Source organism: Gordonia sp. NPDC003422 (genome assembly GCF_053588675.1).
In genome coordinates this window covers 77,843-98,361 of record NZ_JBSFQL010000007.1, presented here as the reverse complement: position 1 = coordinate 98,361, position 20,519 = coordinate 77,843, and the positions used below count along the sequence as shown (strand labels likewise).

Annotated in this window: 17 protein-coding genes and 1 pseudogene; 3 read left to right on the top strand and 15 right to left on the bottom strand. The window is 65.6% G+C overall.

What is annotated here, in order from left to right:
• Position 1: 1 nt before the first annotated feature.
• The 8 genes from ACWDTF_RS08265 to rplJ form a co-directional block, all read right to left on the bottom strand.
• Entirely contained in the window at positions 2-1,105 is a 1,104-nt protein-coding gene (locus tag ACWDTF_RS08265) for an MCE family protein (RefSeq protein WP_240860121.1), read from the bottom strand.
• Complete coding sequence (locus ACWDTF_RS08260) at positions 1,102-2,433, bottom strand: MCE family protein (protein WP_240860119.1); 1,332 nt, start codon at positions 2,431-2,433, stop codon at positions 1,102-1,104. The genes ACWDTF_RS08265 and ACWDTF_RS08260 overlap by 4 nt, the downstream gene beginning before the upstream one ends.
• Before the next feature lie 4 nt (positions 2,434-2,437).
• Positions 2,438-3,319, bottom strand: a complete 882-nt coding sequence (locus ACWDTF_RS08255; protein WP_433258196.1) for an ABC transporter permease — start codon at positions 3,317-3,319, stop codon at positions 2,438-2,440.
• A gap of 2 nt (positions 3,320-3,321) precedes the next feature.
• Complete coding sequence (locus tag ACWDTF_RS08250; RefSeq protein ID WP_433258194.1) at positions 3,322-4,128, bottom strand: ABC transporter permease; 807 nt, start codon at positions 4,126-4,128, stop codon at positions 3,322-3,324.
• 2 nt (positions 4,129-4,130) lie between these two features.
• Positions 4,131-5,366, bottom strand: coding sequence for an ATP-binding cassette domain-containing protein (locus ACWDTF_RS08245; RefSeq protein ID WP_433258192.1), 1,236 nt, complete (start codon positions 5,364-5,366; stop codon positions 4,131-4,133).
• A 257-nt stretch (positions 5,367-5,623) separates the two neighbouring features.
• Positions 5,624-6,892, bottom strand: a complete 1,269-nt coding sequence (locus tag ACWDTF_RS08240) for a glycosyltransferase 87 family protein (RefSeq protein ID WP_433258190.1) — start codon at positions 6,890-6,892, stop codon at positions 5,624-5,626.
• A 431-nt stretch (positions 6,893-7,323) separates the two neighbouring features.
• Positions 7,324-7,716 carry a 50S ribosomal protein L7/L12 gene (rplL, locus tag ACWDTF_RS08235; protein WP_355275488.1) on the bottom strand — a complete coding sequence of 131 codons (393 nt, stop codon included), beginning with the start codon at positions 7,714-7,716 and terminating at the stop codon, positions 7,324-7,326.
• Between the two features lie 81 nt (positions 7,717-7,797).
• A complete protein-coding gene (gene rplJ / locus ACWDTF_RS08230) occupies positions 7,798-8,322 on the bottom strand; it encodes a 50S ribosomal protein L10 (RefSeq protein WP_355275486.1) in 525 nt (174 codons plus the stop codon).
• Between the two features lie 548 nt (positions 8,323-8,870).
• Here rplJ and ACWDTF_RS08225 point away from each other — a divergent pair.
• A complete protein-coding gene (locus tag ACWDTF_RS08225) occupies positions 8,871-10,904 on the top strand; it encodes a CocE/NonD family hydrolase (RefSeq protein WP_433258187.1) in 2,034 nt (677 codons plus the stop codon).
• 276 nt (positions 10,905-11,180) lie between these two features.
• Here ACWDTF_RS08225 and ACWDTF_RS08220 read toward each other — a convergent pair whose 3' ends face one another.
• Positions 11,181-11,669, bottom strand: a complete 489-nt coding sequence (locus ACWDTF_RS08220; RefSeq protein WP_240860105.1) for a TIGR04338 family metallohydrolase — start codon at positions 11,667-11,669, stop codon at positions 11,181-11,183.
• A gap of 74 nt (positions 11,670-11,743) precedes the next feature.
• Between ACWDTF_RS08220 and ACWDTF_RS08215 the strand changes: the two genes are divergently transcribed.
• Positions 11,744-12,784 (top strand): hypothetical protein, encoded by a 1,041-nt coding sequence (locus ACWDTF_RS08215; RefSeq protein ID WP_355275482.1) that lies wholly within the window; start codon positions 11,744-11,746, stop codon positions 12,782-12,784.
• 19 nt (positions 12,785-12,803) lie between these two features.
• Here the strand turns inward: ACWDTF_RS08215 and ACWDTF_RS08210 are convergent, their stop codons facing one another.
• From ACWDTF_RS08210 to ACWDTF_RS08185, 6 genes and pseudogenes are all read right to left on the bottom strand, one after another.
• Positions 12,804-13,634, bottom strand: a complete 831-nt coding sequence (locus ACWDTF_RS08210) for a DUF2786 domain-containing protein (RefSeq protein ID WP_240860101.1) — start codon at positions 13,632-13,634, stop codon at positions 12,804-12,806.
• A gap of 205 nt (positions 13,635-13,839) precedes the next feature.
• A complete protein-coding gene (locus tag ACWDTF_RS08205; RefSeq protein ID WP_240860099.1) occupies positions 13,840-16,032 on the bottom strand; it encodes an MMPL family transporter in 2,193 nt (730 codons plus the stop codon).
• Positions 16,033-16,131: 99 nt separating this feature from the next.
• Positions 16,132-16,230, bottom strand: a pseudogene (locus tag ACWDTF_RS08200) (excalibur calcium-binding domain-containing protein); the annotation flags it as partial.
• A 41-nt stretch (positions 16,231-16,271) separates the two neighbouring features.
• On the bottom strand, positions 16,272-17,225 hold the full coding sequence (locus tag ACWDTF_RS08195; protein ID WP_240860096.1) for an L-lactate dehydrogenase: 954 nt from the start codon (positions 17,223-17,225) through the stop codon (positions 16,272-16,274).
• Between the two features lie 113 nt (positions 17,226-17,338).
• The gene (locus ACWDTF_RS08190; protein WP_240860094.1) at positions 17,339-18,355 is read right to left on the bottom strand and encodes an NAD-dependent epimerase/dehydratase family protein; all 1,017 of its coding nucleotides are present in this window, start codon (positions 18,353-18,355) and stop codon (positions 17,339-17,341) included.
• 101 nt (positions 18,356-18,456) lie between these two features.
• On the bottom strand, positions 18,457-18,948 hold the full coding sequence (locus ACWDTF_RS08185; protein ID WP_355275477.1) for a hypothetical protein: 492 nt from the start codon (positions 18,946-18,948) through the stop codon (positions 18,457-18,459).
• Positions 18,949-19,180: 232 nt separating this feature from the next.
• Between ACWDTF_RS08185 and ACWDTF_RS08180 the strand changes: the two genes are divergently transcribed.
• Complete coding sequence (locus ACWDTF_RS08180) at positions 19,181-20,128, top strand: alpha/beta fold hydrolase (protein WP_240860090.1); 948 nt, start codon at positions 19,181-19,183, stop codon at positions 20,126-20,128.
• Positions 20,129-20,519: the final 391 nt, after the last annotated feature.

Here is a 20,519-nt window from a genome sequence, read left to right as displayed (position 1 = left end):
CTCACCCCCCTGGCTGTTCGTTGGCCCAACAGCGGGTTGCCGCGTTGGTGTAGAGCACGTGATTGATGTTGGGCAGCGGGATCAGCGGCTTGGTCAGCAACACCGACTTGCCGTTGCCGGCGACGACGTCGATGCCACACAGATAGAACTGGAACCAAGAACCGAAGCTGGCCGCGCGGCCGATCTTCATCAGCTTCACCGGCAGATTGTTCAACGTCTCGTTGACGTCGTCATCGCGGGCGTTGATCTGGTCGGCCAGGGCCTTCAATCCGGCAATGTCGCCCTGGATCGACGGCCGCGTCTGTCCGAGGATGTTGGCGGTCACGGTGGTCAGATTCGACACCGACGTGATCGCCGACCCCACCGAACCGCGTTGCGCCGCAAGACCGGTCACCAGTCGCTCGGTGTTGTCGAGGAGGCTGGTGAACTGCGCGTCGTTGCGGTTGACCGTCTCGAGCACCTTCGTCAGGTTGGTGATCAGTTCACCGATCACGGCATCCTTGTCGGCGATCGCATTGGTCAGGTCGGCTGTACTGCTCACCAGCGACGCGATCGATGAGCTCTGCCCGTCGAAGACCGCGATGATTTCCTCGGACAGCTTGTTCACGTCGTCGGCGGACAACTGCTGGAACAGCGGCCGGAAACCGTTGAACAGTTCGGTCAGGTTCACCGGCGGGTGGGTGTCACGCACCGCGGGATTGGTGCCGAACGTGTGTCCTTGCGAGACCGTCTGGGTGGGATCACCCGCGCCGCGTTCGAGGGCGAGGTAGCGCAGTCCAGTCAGGTTCCGGTAGCGGATGTAGAGCTGGGTGCCCGCGGGCAGGGAGTCGCGGTCGAGGTTGAACTTGACCAGCGCCCGCGACACCTCCTCGTTGCGTTCGGTCACCCGGACGACCTCGACGCCGGTGACCTGCCCGACGCGCACACCGGCGATACGTACGTCGTCACCGGGGTTGAGCAGCGTCGCATCGGTGAACTGCGCCGAGTACTCGGCGTCACCGTCGCCGCCGGCGTTGGCGATCGTCAGCGCGAGCAGACTCGTCGCGACGACAGTCACCACCGCGAAGATGATGAGCTTGGTGAGAGGTCCGACAATCGATTTCATTTGATGTCGACCTTCGCTCCCTGCAATGCGGCGCCACCGATCAGCGTCACCCAGGTGGGCACGTCCTTGGGATCCACCCCGCTGGTGGCCCCGTAGATCACCTTGAGCTGGTTGACGTAGTCGGGGTCGTCGTACGGGTTGGCCCGGATCGTGCCGGCCGGCATCGCAGCGAACTGCGGTTGCGGCAGCTGCGGCATCGTGCGCGGGCCGGGGTTACGGGACGGTGGCTGGTAGCTGCCGTCGGCGAGACCGCCGCCCGGGTACTGCGGGAAGGGACGGCCGTTGGTGGCCTTCTCGTAGCACACCGCGGGTGGGTCCAGATCGAATAAGCGCGGTTCGTCCTGGTTGGGCAGGTAGCGGCCGCGAGGATTCACGAACTGCAGGTTCACGTGCACGCCCGGGTTCTTGGTGCCCTGCCCGACGATGCGTCGTGACTCGGGGATCAGGCCGGCGAAGTTGCGGAACGTGCACACAAAGGTCGGTGACTGCTTGGCGAGACCCACCAGGAACGGCTCCGACCCTACGAACAGGTCGATCAGGTTTGCCCGGTTCTGCTGCAGCCACACGGTGGTGTCGGTCGCGGCGACACCGAGCGTCGCGATCAGGGTCCGCAGATCACCCTGCCGCTCCACGATCGTGTTGCTCGTCGTCCGGAAATTGTCGAGCGCGTCGACCACGTCCGGGAGGGCGTCGGAGTACGTCTGGGAGAACGACGCCAGCCCGCGCAACGTGCCCTGCAGGTCGGGCAGGCTGCGATTGATCCGGGTGAAGATCGTGTTCAGCTCTTCCAGCGTCGTCCCGATCTGTTCGCCGCGCCCCGCCAGCGCCGTCGACAACGAGGTCAGCGTGACGTTCAGGTCCTGCGGCGGGATCGCCTCGAGCACGGGGAGCAACTTGTCGAAGAGCTCTTGGACCTCTTTGGCGTTGCCGCTGCTGTCGGTCTGGATCACCGCACCGTTGCTCAGCGTCGGGCCGCCGGTGGTGTCGGGCACCTGCAGGGCGATGTAGCGCTCACCGAACAGGGTCTTGGGCAGGATGCGGGCGGTGGTGGACGCGGGCAGCGCGTCGGCCTTGTCCGGGTACAGACCCAGGATCACGTCGACGGTTCCGTCGGGAGCAGGCTCGACGTTGCGCACCACACCGACGACCATGCCGCGCGCCTTCACGTCGGCGTTCGTCGGCAGTGCATTACCGGTCGAATCCGTCTTGAGAGTCACCTCGGTGTAGTCGGTGAACGTGTTGTTGAACTTCATGACGGTCACCGCGAAGAACAGGGCGACGATGATGAAGAACACCAGACCGAGCAGACGTCGGCGCAGAACGGTCACGCGGCTAACCCCCCACTCGCACGGTCGTCGTCGTGCCCCAGATGGCCAGACCCAGGAAGAAGTCGAGGATCGCGATCAGCACCAACGCGGCACGGACAGCGTGTCCCACGGCCACGCCGACGCCGGCCGGGCCGCCACTCGCGTAGTAGCCGTAGTAGCAGTGCACCAGGATGATCACGAACGCGAAGACCAAGACCTTGCCGAACGACCACAACACGTCGCCGGGTGGCAAGAAGAGATTGAAGTAGTGGTCATAAGAGCCACCCGACTGACCGTTGAACACCGTGGTGATCACGCGGGAGGCGAGGTACGCGGAGAGCAGACCGAGGACGTAGAGCGGGATGACGGCCACGAAGCCGGCGATCACGCGGGTGCTGACGAGGAACGGGATCGACGGCACCGCCATGGTCTCGAGTGCGTCGATCTCCTCGGAGATACGCATCGCACCGAGCTGCGCGGTGAAACCACAACCGACCGTCGCCGACAACGCGAGACCCGCGACCAGGGGCGCCACCTCGCGGGTGTTGACGTAGGCGGAGAGGAAGCCGGTCAGCGCCTGCGAACCGATCTGGTCGAGCGCGGCGTAACCCTGCAGTCCGACGACCACGCCGGTGAACCCCGACATCAGCACCATCACGCCGATGGTTCCGCCGATCACGGCAAGACCACCCGAACCGAACGCGACCTCGGCGAGCAGCCGCAGCACCTCGCGGGAGTAGTGCACCAGGGTCCGCGGAATCCACGCGAGCGTGCGTCCGTAGAAGGACATCTGTTCGCCCGCGCCGTCGAGCAGTTTCAGCGGCTTGCCCGCGAACTTGCGGACCTCGTACGCGTAGTACTCGGGCCGGCTCTTGGCGATCGTCACCCCACCGTTACCGTTGGACATCGTCAACTTCCCTTCGGCGGGACGATCTGCAGATAGACCGCAGTGATGATGAGGTTGGCCAGGAACAGCAGCAGGAACGTGATGACCACACTCTGGTTCACCGCGTCACCCACACCCTTGGGACCGCCCTTGGGATGCAGACCCTTGTAGGCGGCGACGACGCCGGCGAGCACACCGAAGATCGCCGCCTTGAAGGTCGAGACGTAGAGATCGGGCAACTGTGCCAGCGCACCGAACGACGCGAGGTAGGCGCCCGGTGTACCGCCCTGCACGACGACGTTGAAGAAGTAGCCGCCGCCGATGCCGATCACCGCGACCAGCCCGTTGAGCAGCATCGCGACCAGCACCATGGCCAGCACGCGCGGAACCACCAGACGCTGGATCGGGTTGATTCCCAAGACCTCCATCGCGTCGATCTCTTCACGAATGGTCCGGGAACCGAGGTCGGCGGCGACCGCCGACCCGGCAGCACCCGCGATCAGCAGCGACGTCACCAACGGCGACCCCTGCTGAATCACCACCAACACGCTCGCCGCGCCCGTATAGGACTCTGCACCGAGCTGCTTGATCAGCGAACCGGTCTGCAGCGAGACGATGGCGCCGAACGGGATCGCGATGAGTGCCGTCGGCAAGATCGTCACACTGGCGATGAACCACGCCTGCTGGATGAACTCCCGCCACTGAAACGGGCGCACAAAAGTCTGGCGTGCAACATCGACGAAGAGCTGAACGATATTGCCGGTCTGTTCGAGCGCACCCGTACCGGCTTTCGCGATTCGATCGACGCCACGCGTGGTGGCATTGCTCATTCCTAGGTGCCCCGCCCTTCGTGACCCGACACATCACCCCGATTGGTGTCGATGGGTTGCGTCTGCGAGTTGTCCGGCACGCCCCACTGTTGGGTGGGCGCATCGTTGCCCGGATACTCGATCACGTCGGTTTTGGAATCGGCGACCGCGACTCCGCCGCCCCCTTTGACCTGAGTCCATTCGCCTGCGCCGCCGGAATACTGGCCGCCCGACTGCTGGGCCTCGCCGTGTGCCTGTGCCTCGGCGCGGAGCTGGTCTTCGTGCTCCATCGATTCGCGGATGGCCTGCTGGGCGTTCTGCGGCAGCGACGGCAGGATCTCCATCACCCGCTCACGGTGACGGGCGACCGCCTTGCGCTCGGGCATACCCGGATTGGGCTGCACCTGCGGAATGATCTCGGAGAAGTCGTCCTTGGTACCGCCACCACCGATACCGGCGGCCTGCATGGCCTCTTCCTGCTTCTGGACCGCCTCGTCCTTCTCCTCGGACATGCCGATCGGACCGAACCGGTCGCCGGAGAGGAACTGCTTGACCACCGGCTGCTCACTGGTGAGGAGCTGCTCACGCGGCCCGAACATCACCAACTCCTTACGGAACAACATGCCGATGTTGTCCGGGATGGTGCGGGCGATGTTGATGTTGTGCGTCACGATCAGGATCGTCGCGTCGATCTGCGCGTTGATGTCGATCAACAGCTGCGAGATGTACGCGGTACGCACCGGATCCAGACCCGAGTCCGGCTCGTCACACAGGATGATCTGCGGGTCCAGCACGAGTGCACGCGCGAGGCCGGCGCGCTTGCGCATACCGCCGGAGATCTCACCGGGAAGCTTGTCCTCGGCACCGGTCAGACCGACCAGGTCGATCTTCTCCATCACGATGTCGCGGATCTCGTTCTCCTTCTTCTTCGTGTGCTCACGAAGCGGGAACGCGATGTTGTCGTACAGCGACATGGAACCGAACAGTGCACCGTCCTGGAACAGCACACCGAACAGCTTGCGGATCTCATAGAGCTCTTTGGCCGAGCACTTGGTGATGTCGGTGCCATCGATGATCACCGACCCCTGCTCGGGATGCAGCAGACCGATCAGGGTCTTCAAGAACACCGACTTACCGGTACCCGACGGGCCCAGCAGAGCCGACACCTCACCCGACGGCAACGTCAGCGTGACATCACGCCAAATGTTCTGAGACCCGAATGACTTGGTGAGTCCTTCGACACTGACCTCTACACCCACTGCTTCCTCCAGACGATCGCTGCCCCCTGCGGCGGCCCCACGGTGCGGCCACACACGAACCGGTGCAATTTGTGGTTGGGGTCACTGTAGCGGACGCTCAGCCACCGATCCCCTCACCGGATCGTTTTCTCAGCGTTGGTCGCAGAGAAAGCTACCAGCCGGTAACCCTGCCTGCCGCATGAGGGTATCTCATGCTCTCGCCGTGAGGGAAGTCGGAATCGCACCAATTTTGTGACCGGCAGCGCAATAAGACCTGGTCATCTGTACAACTCACCGTCGGGCGCCGGAAAAGGTGTCCTACGCCACTTCCCCTGAACCCGTGTGAGCGAAAGCCACCACGCCCCGGCGAGCACGACGAGAAGCCAGATCAGCGACAGATCTCCGTAGATGACCTGCCACCAGTTCCAGTCCAGTTCCTTCAATCCGGTCTTAGGAAGGAACAGCGACGGCCCGGGCAGTTGCGCCACCAGCCCGAGCACGCCGAGACCGATGAACACCCGATCGCGCGCCCGGATGCCGACGACGAGGAAGACGAGGATGAACACCGACGTCAGCACCCAGTGGTGAATCCACGCCGCCGGAGCACCCAGCAGTGCCACCGCCGAGGCGACCAGCAGACAGAGCTCGACCTCACCGCGGTTTGCGAGCACACGGGCCAGGACAAGGCAGTAGATCGCGGCGACAATCGTGAACAACAGCCACCAGTGCGATCGGTCGGACTCGGACAGTCCCATCCGAGCCAGTACGCCGGCGATGCCCTGGTTGTAGGCGAAGGCGAGCCCACCGATCCGGTCGGCGTCGAACAGGGTCGACGTCCAGTACTTGTGCGAGTCCGACGGCGTGATCGCCCACGCGATCCCGGAGAAGAGAAGGAAACCCAGTCCGACGTTGAACGCGGCCCGCCACTGCCTGCGCGCGAGGTAGTAGATGACGATCACCGCCGGTGTCAGCTTGATCGCCGCGGCGAAGCCGACCATCAGCCCCCGATAAGGCTCCAGCCAGGCCGGCCGCCGGTCCCAGATCGTGTCGGCGACCATGAGCGCGACCAGCAGCAGATTGACCTGACCGAGGTCGAGCGTGATGCGGACCGGTTCCATCTGCAGGGCGACGGCGGTCAGGATCATCGACCACCCGACGGGGAGGTCGCCACATCCGACACGTCGCAGCAGCAGCCGGATCAGCCACCACACCACCAGGCATCCGGCGATCGCCATGACGACCGCACCCACCCGGACCGGCAACCAGCTCAGCGGCGCGAAGACCAGCGCCGAGAACGGCGGATAGGTGAACGGAAGGATCTGGCCGTCGTTGATCGTCGGCACGTTGCCGTCGTAGAGATGCGTGCCGTCCACCAGGAACCCACCGCCGTACCGGTAGACCTGGAAATCCACCGGCGGACCCCAGTACTTGATCGGCCCGACGTGGAACAGCCACGGCTGGGCGAACACCCGTGCCACTCCCACCACCAACACCACGGCACCAATGATGTTGAGGCGCTTGTGGGCACCGGTGAACACAGCAGGCACGCGCAGATAGTAGTCGGACTGTCGGTCGGCGCTTCCGCGCACCCGGTAGGCGCGGCGACGAGGTGGAAGTGCGATCCGTTTGAAGTTGAGCCCGGAAGCCGGGCTCAACTTCAAACGGATCAATGGCCGGCCGACCACGTGGTTGCCATGAGTGCGCAGCGGCGGCATTCTCGTCGGCGGCGCGAACCGGCGCCACAAAACTAGGGGAAGAAACTTCTTCCCCCACCCTTGGAGTCCTCCCCAGAATTTTCTCGCGGACGACTACGAACCCCGGGGAAGAAGTTCTTCCCCGAGATTTTGCGGGCACGACGCCGGCTCATTTCCGCAGGTCAGCGGGATTGTTTACCGAGATCTTCGGAGCCCAAACAGCAACGAACCCGGGACAGTCATGCTGTCCCGGGTTCGTGAGTGCAAGCGCCGAAGCGCTCAGATCACTTGACGGAGACCTTGGCGCCGGCCTCTTCGAGCTTGGCCTTGGCAGCCTCGGCGGCGTCCTTGTCGACCTTCTCCAGGAGAGCCTTCGGAGCACCCTCGACGAGGTCCTTGGCTTCCTTCAGGCCCAGTCCGGAGACGACCTCGCGGACGACCTTGATGACCTGGATCTTCTTGTCGCCGGCAGCCTCGAGGACGACGTCGAACTCGTCCTGCTCGGCAGCAGCCTCGGCGGCACCACCAGCGGCCGGAGCACCGGCAGCGGCAACGGCGACCGGAGCGGCCGCGGTGACCTCGAAGACCTCTTCGAACTTCTTCACGAAATCGCTGAGCTCCAGCAGGGTCAGTTCCTTGAACTGATCGATGAGCTCGTCAGCGGTGAGCTTCGCCATGGTTGGCGTCCTTCCTGTAATCCCCGTACGGGGGTGGTTCATCCCCGTACGGAGCGCGGGGATCGGTTGTGATGCGGCGAGTTATTCGCCGGCTTCGGTTTTCTTCTCCTGCAGGGCCGCGGCCAGGCGCGCCACCTGCGAAGCCGGCTGATTGAACAGACCGGCAGCCTTTGCCAAGTTGCCCTTCATGGCACCGGCGAGCTTGGCCAACAGCACCTCACGGGTCTCAAGGTCGGCGATCTTCTCGATCTCCGCCACGGACAGCGGCTTGCCGTCCATGTATCCGCCCTTGATGACCAGCGACTTGTTGTTCTTGGCGAACGTCTTGATCGCCTTTGCAGCGACAACCGGCTCACCTTCGATGAAGGCGATCGCGGTCGGACCGCTGAACAGCTCGTCGAGTCCCTCCACGCCCGCATCGGCTGCGGCACGCTTCACCAGGGTGTTCTTGGCGACGGAGTAGGTTGCACCCTCACCGAGGGAACGACGCAGCTCGGTGATCTGGGTGACGGACAGGCCACGGTACTCCGTGACGACCGTCGCCGTGGATCCCTTGAACTGCTCGGTGATCTCCGCAACTGCGGTGACCTTTTCGGACTTGGCCATACTTCGCCTCCTCTCCTCGTCATTAGAGTTGGTCGGGCTCAACCAACCAGGTCATGACTTCCGAGGGGCGAAACGACAAACGGCCCCGGGCACAGGAGGCACGGGGCGCAGAGTTCTCGCGCACTTTGCAGCACGCACTACGTCTCGTTCATCCTGCGTGGGCCGGCGACATCGCGCACCTTCGGCCGGACAAGTCCGGTGACCAACGGTCTCTGGTTGAACCGATACGACGCACGGTTGTGCATCACATCGGCAGAGAGGTTACGCCACCAGGGCTCGACGCTCCAAATCGGCGATGCGCACCTATCCATTCGGATGGTTTTCGCAGCCCAACAGCCGCCTGACCTCATGTTACGTGCGCATGACCAAAAAAGTAGCCACCCGGTTAGCTATCCGATATGTAAGTTGAGTTATTCTTCAGCGAACGACGGAGTGACCTAAGACACAGTGTAATTCGCGTCTCGTGGCCAACCCGTCACCGACACGGCGGGGTGTCGGTGGGCACCGCGATTCGGTGCCGCATCGGCTCCCCAGGCAGGTGATGCACCATGACGTACCAGCTGGACACCACCGGACTCAAGCGCGCTCTGCGAGGTACCGAACAACCGCAGCCCGGCCGCACAACCGCGACCCCCCACTTCGGAGCGCTGCCCCTCGGCGACCCGACCGGCGGCGCGGATGCCATCCGCTGGCGCGAGCAGGTCGACGGCGCCCAGCTGTATCCCCGCGTCGTCATCGACCGGGACGTCTCGATAGAGATGAGCGACGGCGTCACTCTGCGTGCCACGGTGATCCGGCCGGCGAACCGCTTCGGTCAGACCGTGCTCACCCCCTACCCCGCCATCGTCAACATCAACCCGTACAACCGGGCCGCGATCGACTTCCTCGACCAGACGCTGCACGCCCCGGTCCTCGGCAAGGCACTGCACTCGGCGTCGCGCTCGATCGACGCCAAAGGCACCGCCCTCGAAGGGCTGACGACCCTCACCCAGACCCTCGCGGGCGGGGTCTTCGACGTCTTCGGCATCAACCGCAACCTGGTCCGCAGCGGGTACGTGCAGATCATCGTCGACGTCCGTGGCACCGGCGCCAGTCACGGCAAGTGGCAGATCCTCGGTGCCCGCGAGCAGCAGGACTCGGTCGAGATCATCGACTGGGTGACCGCGCAGGACTGGTGCGACGGGGCGGTCGGCCTCGCCGGGTGGTCGTACTCGGCCATCAACTCGCTGCAGGCCGCCGACAAGCAGCCGAAGGGCCTCAAGGCGGTTTTCGCGGTGGAGGGCTGCGACGACATCGTCCGCGACATCTACATCACCGGCGGCATGCCGTCGGCCTTCATCCCGGCCTGGCTCTCGGTGGTGAACTTGCTCAAGTGGGTACCCAACCCGGCCTGCGTTGTCCGAGACCTGGTGCGCGGCGACACCCTGCGCTGGGCCCGCGATCGCGTGAAATCGCCTGCAACAGAGATCGGTTCGCTGCTGTGGGGCTTCCTCACCGCCCGCGACGACCGCATCTTCGACGACCCCTACTTCGACGAACGCGACCCCAAGGTGGATCGCATCGAGGTCCCGACCTTCACCGTCGGCGCGTGGCACGACCTCTTCGGCCGCAGCGCCACCGGCGTCTACGAGCGGCTCGACATGGAACCCGGCCGCAAGCAGATGGTGGTCGGCGACGGCTACCACTTCGACGTCGGATCGGGGTACGGCGGCCAGTTCGCACCACCGCGGCTCGACGTCCTCGAGCGCGCCTGGTTCGACCGCTGGCTCAAAAACCAGCGCAACGGTGTCGAGTACTACGGCCCGGTGACCATGCTGCAGCAGGGCGGCGCGTGGACGTCGGGGCCGAGCTTCCCGCGCGCCGGCGTGCGCACCCACCGCCTCTACCTGGTCGACGAGTCGTCGGCCACCGCCGACCACGCCGTGCACGACGGTTCGCTGAGCCTCACCCCCAACGCCGACGTCTCGTCGCTGCACATCCACCCCGACGTCCGCGGCCTGCGGTCACGCGACATGTCGCAGGTGACGGCCGGCGCCACGATCGCACTCGGCAACTCCTACAGCCGCGACGCCCGCTACCAGGAGGGCGGTGCGCTCTCGTTCACCAGCGCACCGGTCACCGAATCCACCCCGATCAGCGGCGCGATGAACCTGCGTCTCAACGTCGCCACCACCGCGCACGAGGCGATCTGGGCCGTCACCGTCAACGACGTCGCCCCCGACGGCACCTCCACGGTCCTCACCAACGGCGCGTTGTCGTCGTCCAACCGGGCGCTCGACAAGAGCATGTCCACCTACTCCGACGACGGACACCTGCTGCGCGCCCACCACTTCCTGTCCCGCAAGCGCAAGCTGCCCGTCCCCGCCGACGAACCGGTGCGCATCGACGTCGACCTCGTCCCGACCGACGCCGTCCTCGAACCCGGACACCGACTCCGCGTCGACGTCTACGCGGCCAGCTTCCCCCGCTACCTCACCGTCGTCCCCGACCTCATCAAAGCGCGCGGTCGGCGTCAGCGCCTCGTGCTCGACCCCGAACACCCGAGCTACCTGACGTTCTTGGGCGGCGACGGCATCGACTGACAGCGAGCCGCCACTCGCCTTCCGCTGCTTGGCGGCGACGGCATCGACTGAGCCCTCCACCGCTCCCCGGTCCTTGCCGCTCCCTGAGGTGCGAGGAGCGCTAGCGACGAGCCTCGAAGGGCCTGGTGACACAAGACAATTGGGTGACCAGATAGAAACGGTCGCCAGGCCTTCGAGGCTCGCAAGCTCGCACCTCAGGCAGCGGGTTGGCTCGGAGGCTCGCACCTCAGGCAGCGGGTTGGCTCGCAGGCCCCACCTAGCCGGCAGATCGAATGCTCACAAACCCGAATCCGCGAGCACCACCCGATACACGAATGCCACCTCCGGGCCCAGCACGATACCCGCGAGGTCGATGAGCGTGTTCGCGAACCCCGGACCATGCGCGGGCCCACCGGAGTCGTCGAGATGATGCGCGATCTCGTGCAGCGCAACGAGTTCGCGCATCGCCCAACGTCCTTCACGTGATTCCGGGATGGCGATCGTGGCACTCTCGGGCTCGTAGTGCGCTAGGCGAAAGCCGCGTCGGGCGCGAACCGACACCTGCACCGCCGCGCGCGGGAACCGGTCCTGCACGGCAGGCATCGCCAATACCTCCCGGACGTGATCCCGCACCGAATCGATCGACGCGAAACGCGCCTCGACGGGGAGCGTGAGCTCGGTGCCGGCGATCTGCACGGTCCGCGTCGGTCCGGCGCGATCGAACATGTTGAGCACCAGCCGCTCCGCGGTATAGAACCGGCTACGCAACGAATCTCTGGGCGCCACCAGACCTACCCTGCCTCAGACCGTCGGGTTCGTCGGCGATGATAGTTTCCTGCCATCGCGCGATTGGAGTCACGATGCCCGCTGAGGCCAACCCGTCGACCGACGACCGGGATGCGTCGAAGACCGAGGAGACGTCCTCCGACGACACCCGATCGCCTTTGGACGAGCGCCGCTTCGCCGCACTCCGCGCACTGTTGCAAACGTGGATCGCCCGTGGTCAGGCCTTCGCGATCAAGGTGTACGAGTTTGTTCAGGTGATGCCCGGCGGGACGTTGCTGATGCGCATCATCACCGACATCATCCGCGGCAACATCACCGACCGGGCCATGACCCTGGCCGCGCAGGCCTTCACCGGCATCCTGCCCATCGTCATCCTCATGACCACGCTGCCGGGCAGTTCGTACCTCGACGAGGCTCTCAAGTCGTTGGGCATGCATTCCGAGCACGTCGATTTCGTGTCGTCGAGCAACGACGCCACCGTCGGCACCTTCGGGTTCATCGGCGCACTGATGTGCATCGCGGGCGCCACCTCGCTGGCGCGCGCGCTCGGACGCATGTACGTCTCGATCTGGCAGGTCACCAAGCTGCCGTTGAGCGGCTGGTGGCGCTGGGTGGTGGTCATCTTCAGCATTCCGGTGGCAGTCATCTTCCAGGGCTTTGCCACCGACCTGAAGACCAACACCATCTTCAACATCCACATCGACGACAGTGGTGTCCTCGGGATCATCCTGGTCATCGCGGTGACGTTCATCATCTGGACGATCACGTGGACACTCATCCCGCGATTGTTGGTCTCGACGCAGGTTCCGATGCGGTTGCTCATCGTGAACGGAGCCGTCACCGGCGCACTGGTGACCGCCTATCTGGTCGGCAGTCGGATTGCGCTCCCCCGCATCGTGGAGAACACCACCCAGCACTACGGCACCCTCGGCGTCGTGTTCATCGCGATCAGCTGGCTGTTCTTCTTCGGCTGCATCCTGGTGGTCACCGCGCTGGTGGTGCACGCCTTCGTTACGGACGAGGGCACCATCGGGCGCTGGACCCGTAAGTACGTCGGCGCACCGAAGCCGATGGCCCGTACCGAGTCGGCGCGCTGGTACCAGCCGAAGATCTGATCGTCGGCGATGGCGGTCGTCACGCCTCCAATGCCCCTCGCGGCGCCCCGAATTCGCGGTCGGGTCCGAGTTTGGCCCGACGACCCGCCTTGTCTCCGGCACGACGTGCAGCCTCCGAGTATCCGGCCGACGCACTCGACGGTCGCCACGTCCCGCGCGCCTTCGATTCGGTCCGGTAGAAGTCGCTGACCTCGATCTCCTTGTTGCGCAACGCGACCGCCGTCGACCGTGTGGGCTGAGCCGAGTCGCGTTCGGCCTCGATCGCCTCCGCGCGTGCCGCGTCCCGCGCCTCCGACAGCCGACGGCCGATCCGCTCGGCGAACGCCGACTGGAAGTTCAGCCGAGCGGTGATCGGCGACAACGGCTTCTCCTCGACGACCCGTCGCGCCCGCCAGCCATTGCCCTTGGTCACAACGCGGGCGAAGGTCTCGCCCTTGTAGGCACCCGACCGCAGGTAGGCGTCGCTGGCCGCGACCATCTGCACGATCAGCGACGTGTACAGCGTCTCGCACGCATCGATGTCGAGTTCGTATCCATAGGCCAGCACGTAGGTCGAGTTGTGTGCGACGTCGACCGTCACGTCGTTGGCCCGCGCGATCGCCACGAACAGCTGCACGTACGTGCGCAGCCCACGCTTGCCGGGTTCACCGAGCACCACCTGCCGGGAGATCGGGATCGTCTTGGTCCGCGCCGCCGGGTCGTGCGCACGGGCAACCGCCAGATCGATCGACGACGCGGTGGCCAGACGCTGGGCCGCCTGCATGAACGTCTCCGCCTCATGCTCGTTGTCGGTGTTCTCGGCCTGACGCAACAGGGCGGAGATTCGGGTCAGCAGCTTGTCGTCGCGCATATAAGTCAGACTATGCGCAGCCCGATTCGGTTCCCTCCCGACGACGAGACCCCGCGTCCGCCCAGTTCTCCGGAAATCCGCCCCACACACCTGTCCCCGATTTCCACCCTCGGCTAATGGCCCGTCGACGATATGTCGATGAATGCTCTGCCGAGGGTGGGAATCTGGGGCGGATTTCAGGAGGGGCCGAAGTCCGGGGCGGAGATCAGCGACGCGCCACATTTACCGGCTGACGCGCCTCCGCAGCCGCACCCTCGGTCCCATGCACCCCGTCCAACGACGGCACCCAGCGCAACCAGCTCGGCCAGTACCAGTTGTTGCGTCCGAGGATCTCCATCGTCGCGGGCACGAGCAGCATGCGCACCACGGTCGCGTCGATGAACACCGCGGTGGCCAGGCCCAGGCCCATGGCTTTGAGTCCGCGGTCGTCGAAGAAGACGAAGCTCGCGAAGACACACACCATGATCGCTGCGGCCGCGGTGATCACGCGGGCCGTGGACGCGAGACCCTCCGTCACCGACGTCGTCGCGTCGCCGGATGCCAGATAGCGCTCTCGGATACGGGATACCAGGAACACCTCGTAGTCCATCGCAAGCCCAAAGGCCACGGCGAACAGGACGATCGGCACCCAGGCCTCCGTCGGCCCGACCTTGCCGACACCGATGAGCTCCATCCCCCAGCCCCACTGGAACACCGCCACGATCACGCCGAACGCCGCTCCCAGCGACAACAGATTCATGATGATCGCCTTCACCGGGATGACGATCGACCGGAATGCCAACGCCAGCAAGATGAACGAGCACGCCAAGACCACCGCGATCATCAGCGGCAGACGACTCAGCGTCAGCTCGGAGAAGTCACTGCCACCCACCGACACCCCGGTCAGCTCCACCGGTAGCCCCGACGCGGGCGCCACGGTGTCGCGTATGTGATGCACCAGGTCGAGCGTCTCTTGCTCTTGCGGCCCGGTCGTCGGCGTCACGATCAGCATCGCGACGGGCTGACCATCCACCCGTCCCAACTCGATCGGCGGGCTCACCGACGCCACACCGTCGGTGCCGCGCAGCGACGTTCCGAGCGCACCCAACCGCGCCGCATCGGCCTGCCCGTCGGGCAGCTCGGTCACCACGAAGATCGGACCGTTGGTGCCGTCGCCGAACCCGCGGGCCAGGTCGTCGTAGGCCACGCGCGTGGTGTCCGACGTCGGACGGTTGCCCGCGTCGCCGAAGCCGAGACGCAGATCCAGCACCGGGATCGACAACACGATCAGGATCGCCAAGGCCACCAGGACCCCGGCCCACGGGTGCAACTGCACGATCCGGCTCCACCGCGTGGCGATCGCGCCATCGGTGCCCGGCCGACTCCGCACGCCTGGCACCTTGAGCCGATCCACGCGTCGGCCGATGATCGCGAGCAATGCCGGCAACAGCGTGAGCGCGGCCAGCATCACCGAGAGCACACCCGCGCATCCGGCCAGCGTCATCGTCGGCCCGATCACTCCGCCCTGCGTCAACAGACCGGCGATCGCGATCGTCACCGTCGCGCCGGCGAACGCCACCGAGCGCCCGGCGGTGATCATCGCGGCCTCGACGGCATCGGGCACGTCGACGCCGTCGGCCAGCGAGGCACGGAACCGCGTCAGGATCAGCAGCGCGTAGTCGATGCCGACGCCGATCCCGAGCATCGCGGTCAACGACACCGCGAAATTCGGGGTGTCGACGACGTTCTGGAGCAACAGCAGCACCGACGCCCCGACGCCCACGCCGAACAACGCGGTCAGCAACGGCAGACCGGCCGCGACGAGTGTGCCGAATGCGATGAGCAGGATGATCATCGCCAGTCCGATACCTATCGCCTCACCGAGACCGGCGGGCGCCTGGTCGGCGAACCAGTCACTCGCGAACGACACCCGGGTACCGGGAGCGTCGAACTCCTCGGCGGACGCCTTGATCTCGTCGACAACCTTCTGCCGCACGCTGTCGTTGTCGGCGGGCAGGGTCAGCGTCGTATATGCGACCGTCCCGTCGGGCGAGAAGGCCACATCGCGCGACGGCACCGGCGAATACAGGTCGGCCATACGGGAATTCGGGTCGATTGCGGTGATCCGATCACGCAGGGCGTTCACCTCGGCGCGGACCGCCGGGTTGTTGACACCACCCTGCACCGACGCGTCGGTCGCGAACACCACCTTCGACTCGTCCGCGGCCGACCCACCACCCGCAGCGTTGAGCGTCTCCAGCGCGCGTCCCGACTCGGTGCGATTGTCGTCGGCGAAGTCGGTGATCGACTCTCCTCCGAACGCACCCGCCAGGGCGATACAGGCGAAGAGCGCAATCACCCACGCACCCACCACCGACCAACGATTCCGTACTGCCCAACGCGCCAGGGAAGTGAACATGCCTACGATCGTGCCGCGTCACGAGCCGACATGGAATAGGGGTATCCCCCCAAGATCCCCCGACTCCCACCCGACGCGTGTCGTCAAGGCGCCACCGGATCAGTGCTTTTCGCAGGCGATCCCGTCGCCGTCTCGGTCGCTGTCCGAGTTCGCGTTGTACAGGTCGTTGTCGACGGTGAAGTCCGTGACCGGTGTCCCGAGACACACGAACCCCGGGGCGACCATTCGTTCAGATGACGCTACAACCCGAACTTGTCCTGCATCTCGCGCAATGTTGCCGCCGACTTCATGAGGCCACCACGTTCCTCGTCCGACATCGGCATCTCGAGGCGGGTTTCCGCACCGGCACGGTCGACGATGGTCGGCAGCGACAGACACACGTCGTCGAGTCCCTCATAGCCCTTGGCGACGGTCGACACCGGGAGCACACGATGCTCGTTGTTGAGCACGGCTTCGACGATGCGGGTGGCGGCCAAGCCGATCGCGTAGTTGGTGGCGCCCTTGCCCTCGATGATCTTGTAGGCCGAGTGCACCACCTCGTGGTGGATGCGTTCGCGCGCCGCGACGTCGATCGCCTGCCCGCCAGGCAGCGGCTTCCAGTCGAGCAGCGGCACACCACCGATACTCGCCGAACTCCAGAGCGGGATCTCGCTGTCACCATGTTCACCGACGATGTAGGCGTGCACATTCTGCACCGCGACGTCGCAGTGTTGCGCGATCAGGAACCGCAGGCGCGACGAGTCGAGCACTGTGCCCGACCCGAACACCTGATTGTTCGGCAGTCCACTGATCTTGAGCGCCGCATAGGTCACGATGTCGACGGGATTGGTGACCATGATGTAGACCGCATTGGGCGCCACATCGAGAACGCCCGGCATGATCGCCTTCGTCAAACCGATTGTGGCCTCGGCCAATTCAAGTCGCGACTGGCCGGGCTTCTGCTTGGCGCCTGCAGTGAACACCACCACGTCGGCGTCGGCGCAGACGGACACGTCGTCGTCGCCGATGATGTCGGCACGCGGCACGAACTCGAGGCCGTGCGACATGTCGAGCACCTCGGCCGTCACCTTCGGGGTGTTGATGTCCATCAGCGCGATGGTCCGCGCCACGCCCCTGATGAGCGACGCGTACGCGACTGCGGTTCCCACTGCTCCCGCACCGATGATTGCCAGCTTGGTTGGTCGGGCTTCCATCCATTCACCGCCTGAGTCGGATTGTCGGTTGGGTAGTGCTCCCCTTCTGTCATAGCCGATTTGTGCGGTCGCTGTCGGCCGAACTCCCAGGTGGACACTCAACCTTCACCGAATCAGCGCGTCACGACCCCCAGATCGATCAGGCTGTGACCGGCCTCGACGAGACTCGCGCCGACCGGACGGGCCGTCCATCCGAGTTCCCGCTGCGCTTTCGCGGCGTCGAGACGCATCGACATGCCGTAGTAGGTGAGGCCGAGGCGCACGGTCTTGTCGAATCGCGCGACCAACCACATCAACGCGTACGGAAGCGGTCGCGTCGGCACACGGTATCCGAGCGGACCGAACTCGCCGCGCAACACCTGTGCCATCTCACCCATCCACATCCAGTCGTCGGCGACGAGGTACCGATTGCCCGCTGCCGCAGGAGTTTCCAGCGCAAGCCGATGCGCAGTGGCGACGTCGCGGACGTCGACCAGGGCAAACCCGAGCCGCGGTACCGCCGGGATCTCATGGGACAGCATCATTCTGATGGGCTCCATGGACGTCGGCCGGCCGGGATGTTGCAACGGGCCGACGACGGTTCCGGGGTTCACCACCACGAGTTCGACGCCGTTGGTCGACGCGAAATCCCACGCAGCGCGTTCGGCCAGGGTCTTGCTCTTCGGGTACGGCGCGCAGAGGGCAGGGTCGGACCAGTCCGCCTCGGTGTGCAGGCGGTCGCCGTGATCGGCACCATGCACGACGGCATCGGCCGACGATGTCATCACCACGCGACGCACCGAACCCGACGCGGCACGCAGAACACGCATCGTCCCGTCGACGGCGGGACCGACGATCTCGTCCGCGTCCTTCGGCACCGACGCGGGTACCGGAGAAGCCATGTGCAGCACCGCGTCACATCCATCGACGGCCTCGCCCCAGCCGGCGTCGAACCCGAGATCCGCCGACACGAATTCGAGGTCGCCACCCGCCTTCTCGGCGATCGCGTGCAGATGTGCGACGTCGGACGTCAGGGTGTTGCGGACCGTGCCCCGAACCTTGTAGCCGTGTGCGAGGAGGTCGGCGACGGTGTAGCCCGCGATGAAACCGGTAGCGCCGGTGACGAGGACTCTCGGTGCAGATGCGGCCACAACGCCTCCTGTGTCGGTGCACCATCACTATGCCGTCCCGATGACGAAAAAGGCGAGGGTGCTTCTGCAGCACCCTCGCCTTCCTCAGACTTCGGCTGCGGTCAGCTCCCGTTGACGAGCTTGAACGTCGTGGTCGACGACGCGCCCGAGACGACGTCCTTCACCTTGATCGAGTACGTGCCGGGACCCGGGTACTTGACACTGAATCCGACCCAGCCCGAGCAGACCGCCGTCTTGTACGTCGCCCTGTCGGTCCCGGGGAAGGAGATCTCGATCTGGCACTTCTCGCCCTTGACCTCGGCGTTCGACCGGTCGCGCGCCGACCAGGTGACACCCGGGCGGAACTGCTTGATGTCGAACTGGTCCGGGCCGACACTGCGACCGTGCCACGCGCCCACCTTGGTCACGATCGATGCGACGCCGTTCGCGCTCGGGTTGCCGGGCTGGCCGCCCTGCGGGCCGGGGGCGCTCGACGAGCCGGCGCTCAGCGCGTTGATCAGGTCGGTGAGTGGGTCGGCCTGCGCGACGACCGGGGCGGCGAAGAGGGCCACCGCTGCCGTGCCTGCGAGTGCGCCGGAGACGATTCGCTTCATGTATGTGATTCCTTTCGAACGGCACCGCACCGTGCGGTTGCCGAATGCTTCTGGACCCCCCGTACTTCGTACCCACCGCAGAGCCGTCGGGCAATCAAAACCGGCCGGGCGCGGGCGAATTCGTCCGATCGGGCTACTGTCTCATCGGCTGGACGGGACGTCGATCAGCCGCCGCCGACCCGTCGACCTTGTTAGCGTGTGACTCGACAGTGCCAGTCAGAGGAGGACAACGATGTCGCTTCACGAGGTCGAATTCACGTCGCACAACGGACGCGACACCATCTTCGGCTGGATCTACGTTCCGGTCCGGCCGGCCGTCGGGATCATCCATCTCATCCACGGTCTGGGTGAACACTCGCGACGGTATTTGCCGCTCATCACCAAGCTGCTCGACGCCGGGTTCGTGGTCGCCGCCGACGACCACGCCGGCCACGGCAAGACCGCCATGACGTCGGGCATCTGGGGCGACGCCGGCGACGACGCCGATCAGGTGGTGCTCGCCGACGAGCGAACCCTCGCCGCAGCCGTCCGCGAACGCTTTCCCGACCTGCCCTACATCGTCTTCGGGCACTCGTGGGGATCGATGATCGCGCGCGGCCTGGTCGCCGGCGACAGTGACCATGTCGCCGGTCTCATCCTCGGCGGGATCGCCGCGCAGATGCACGGCATCGAAACGCTCGTCGACCGCGACGGGTTGGCGTCCGAATCGGACCCCGAAGGCATTGTCGGCGAGCAGTATCTCGCCGCGCTGTTCGACGGTTTCGTGTCCCGTTACGGCGAGGGTGCCGGCCCCACCGACTGGGTGGCCCGCGACGCCGAGGTCGTGCGCGACCACGCGACCGACCCGTTCAACAACTTCGGCGCCCCCATGTCGGTCCGCTTCATCCGTGGCTTCATCGACCTCTACGACACCGCAAACGGCGACGGCTTCTACACCGGCGTGCGTCCAGATCTGCCGGTCCTCATCCTCGCCGGCGACGACGACCCCGTCACCAACTACGGCGAAGGCGCCTATCACGTCGCCAACCGCCTGATCGCGACCGGCCACCCCGACGTCCGCGCCCGCGTCTACAGCGGTTTTCGTCACGAAGTCCACAACGAGCCGGAGATCCGCGACGACGTCGCCGACGAGATCATCACGTTCGCAACGCGCTGCGTCACCGCACCGACCGCGGGCTGAGCGGCCCCCTGACGTCGTCGGCGTCGCGGAGGCCGGGCGAGCGTGGTCGCCGGGCGCGAGGCATTCCGCGACCACCCGAACCCACAGCGACCCCGTCGGATGCCTGTACCCCTCAACCCGACCACGTGCACAATGCACCTGGCCAGCCTCCCAGGTACAGATTTCCGCAGGTCACCGCGTAGGGGAAGGTTCTTCCCCTACTTTCTGCCCCTGCTTGTTGAGTCGTCCGCGAGAAAATTCGCGGGGAGGACTCCAGGGGTAGGGGACGAGTTTCTTCCCCTATTTTTCGTGGATCATCGTCGCCGCGCCGCGCTCCACGGCCCTCTTCCCGCCTCCACGATCGCCGCCGCAGGCGGCGGGTAGGTCGCTGATCCGGGGAGTTGGGCGACCG

What these genes read in the sequence shown, in the direction of transcription:
- ACWDTF_RS08265 (WP_240860121.1), bottom strand. Translation starts at nt 1,105, where the DNA reads ATGAAATCGATTGTCGGACCTCTCACCAAGCTCATCATCTTCGCGGTG.
- ACWDTF_RS08255 (WP_433258196.1), bottom strand. Translation starts at nt 3,319, where the DNA reads ATGTCCAACGGTAACGGTGGGGTGACGATCGCCAAGAGCCGGCCCGAG.
- ACWDTF_RS08250 (WP_433258194.1), bottom strand. Translation starts at nt 4,128, where the DNA reads ATGAGCAATGCCACCACGCGTGGCGTCGATCGAATCGCGAAAGCCGGT.
- rplL (WP_355275488.1), bottom strand. Translation starts at nt 7,716, where the DNA reads ATGGCGAAGCTCACCGCTGACGAGCTCATCGATCAGTTCAAGGAACTG.
- rplJ (WP_355275486.1), bottom strand. Translation starts at nt 8,322, where the DNA reads ATGGCCAAGTCCGAAAAGGTCACCGCAGTTGCGGAGATCACCGAGCAG.
- ACWDTF_RS08225 (WP_433258187.1), top strand. Translation starts at nt 8,871, where the DNA reads ATGACGTACCAGCTGGACACCACCGGACTCAAGCGCGCTCTGCGAGGT.
- ACWDTF_RS08215 (WP_355275482.1), top strand. Translation starts at nt 11,744, where the DNA reads ATGCCCGCTGAGGCCAACCCGTCGACCGACGACCGGGATGCGTCGAAG.
- ACWDTF_RS08210 (WP_240860101.1), bottom strand. Translation starts at nt 13,634, where the DNA reads ATGCGCGACGACAAGCTGCTGACCCGAATCTCCGCCCTGTTGCGTCAG.
- ACWDTF_RS08205 (WP_240860099.1), bottom strand. Translation starts at nt 16,032, where the DNA reads ATGTTCACTTCCCTGGCGCGTTGGGCAGTACGGAATCGTTGGTCGGTG.
- ACWDTF_RS08195 (WP_240860096.1), bottom strand. Translation starts at nt 17,225, where the DNA reads ATGGAAGCCCGACCAACCAAGCTGGCAATCATCGGTGCGGGAGCAGTG.
- ACWDTF_RS08185 (WP_355275477.1), bottom strand. Translation starts at nt 18,948, where the DNA reads ATGAAGCGAATCGTCTCCGGCGCACTCGCAGGCACGGCAGCGGTGGCC.
- ACWDTF_RS08180 (WP_240860090.1), top strand. Translation starts at nt 19,181, where the DNA reads ATGTCGCTTCACGAGGTCGAATTCACGTCGCACAACGGACGCGACACC.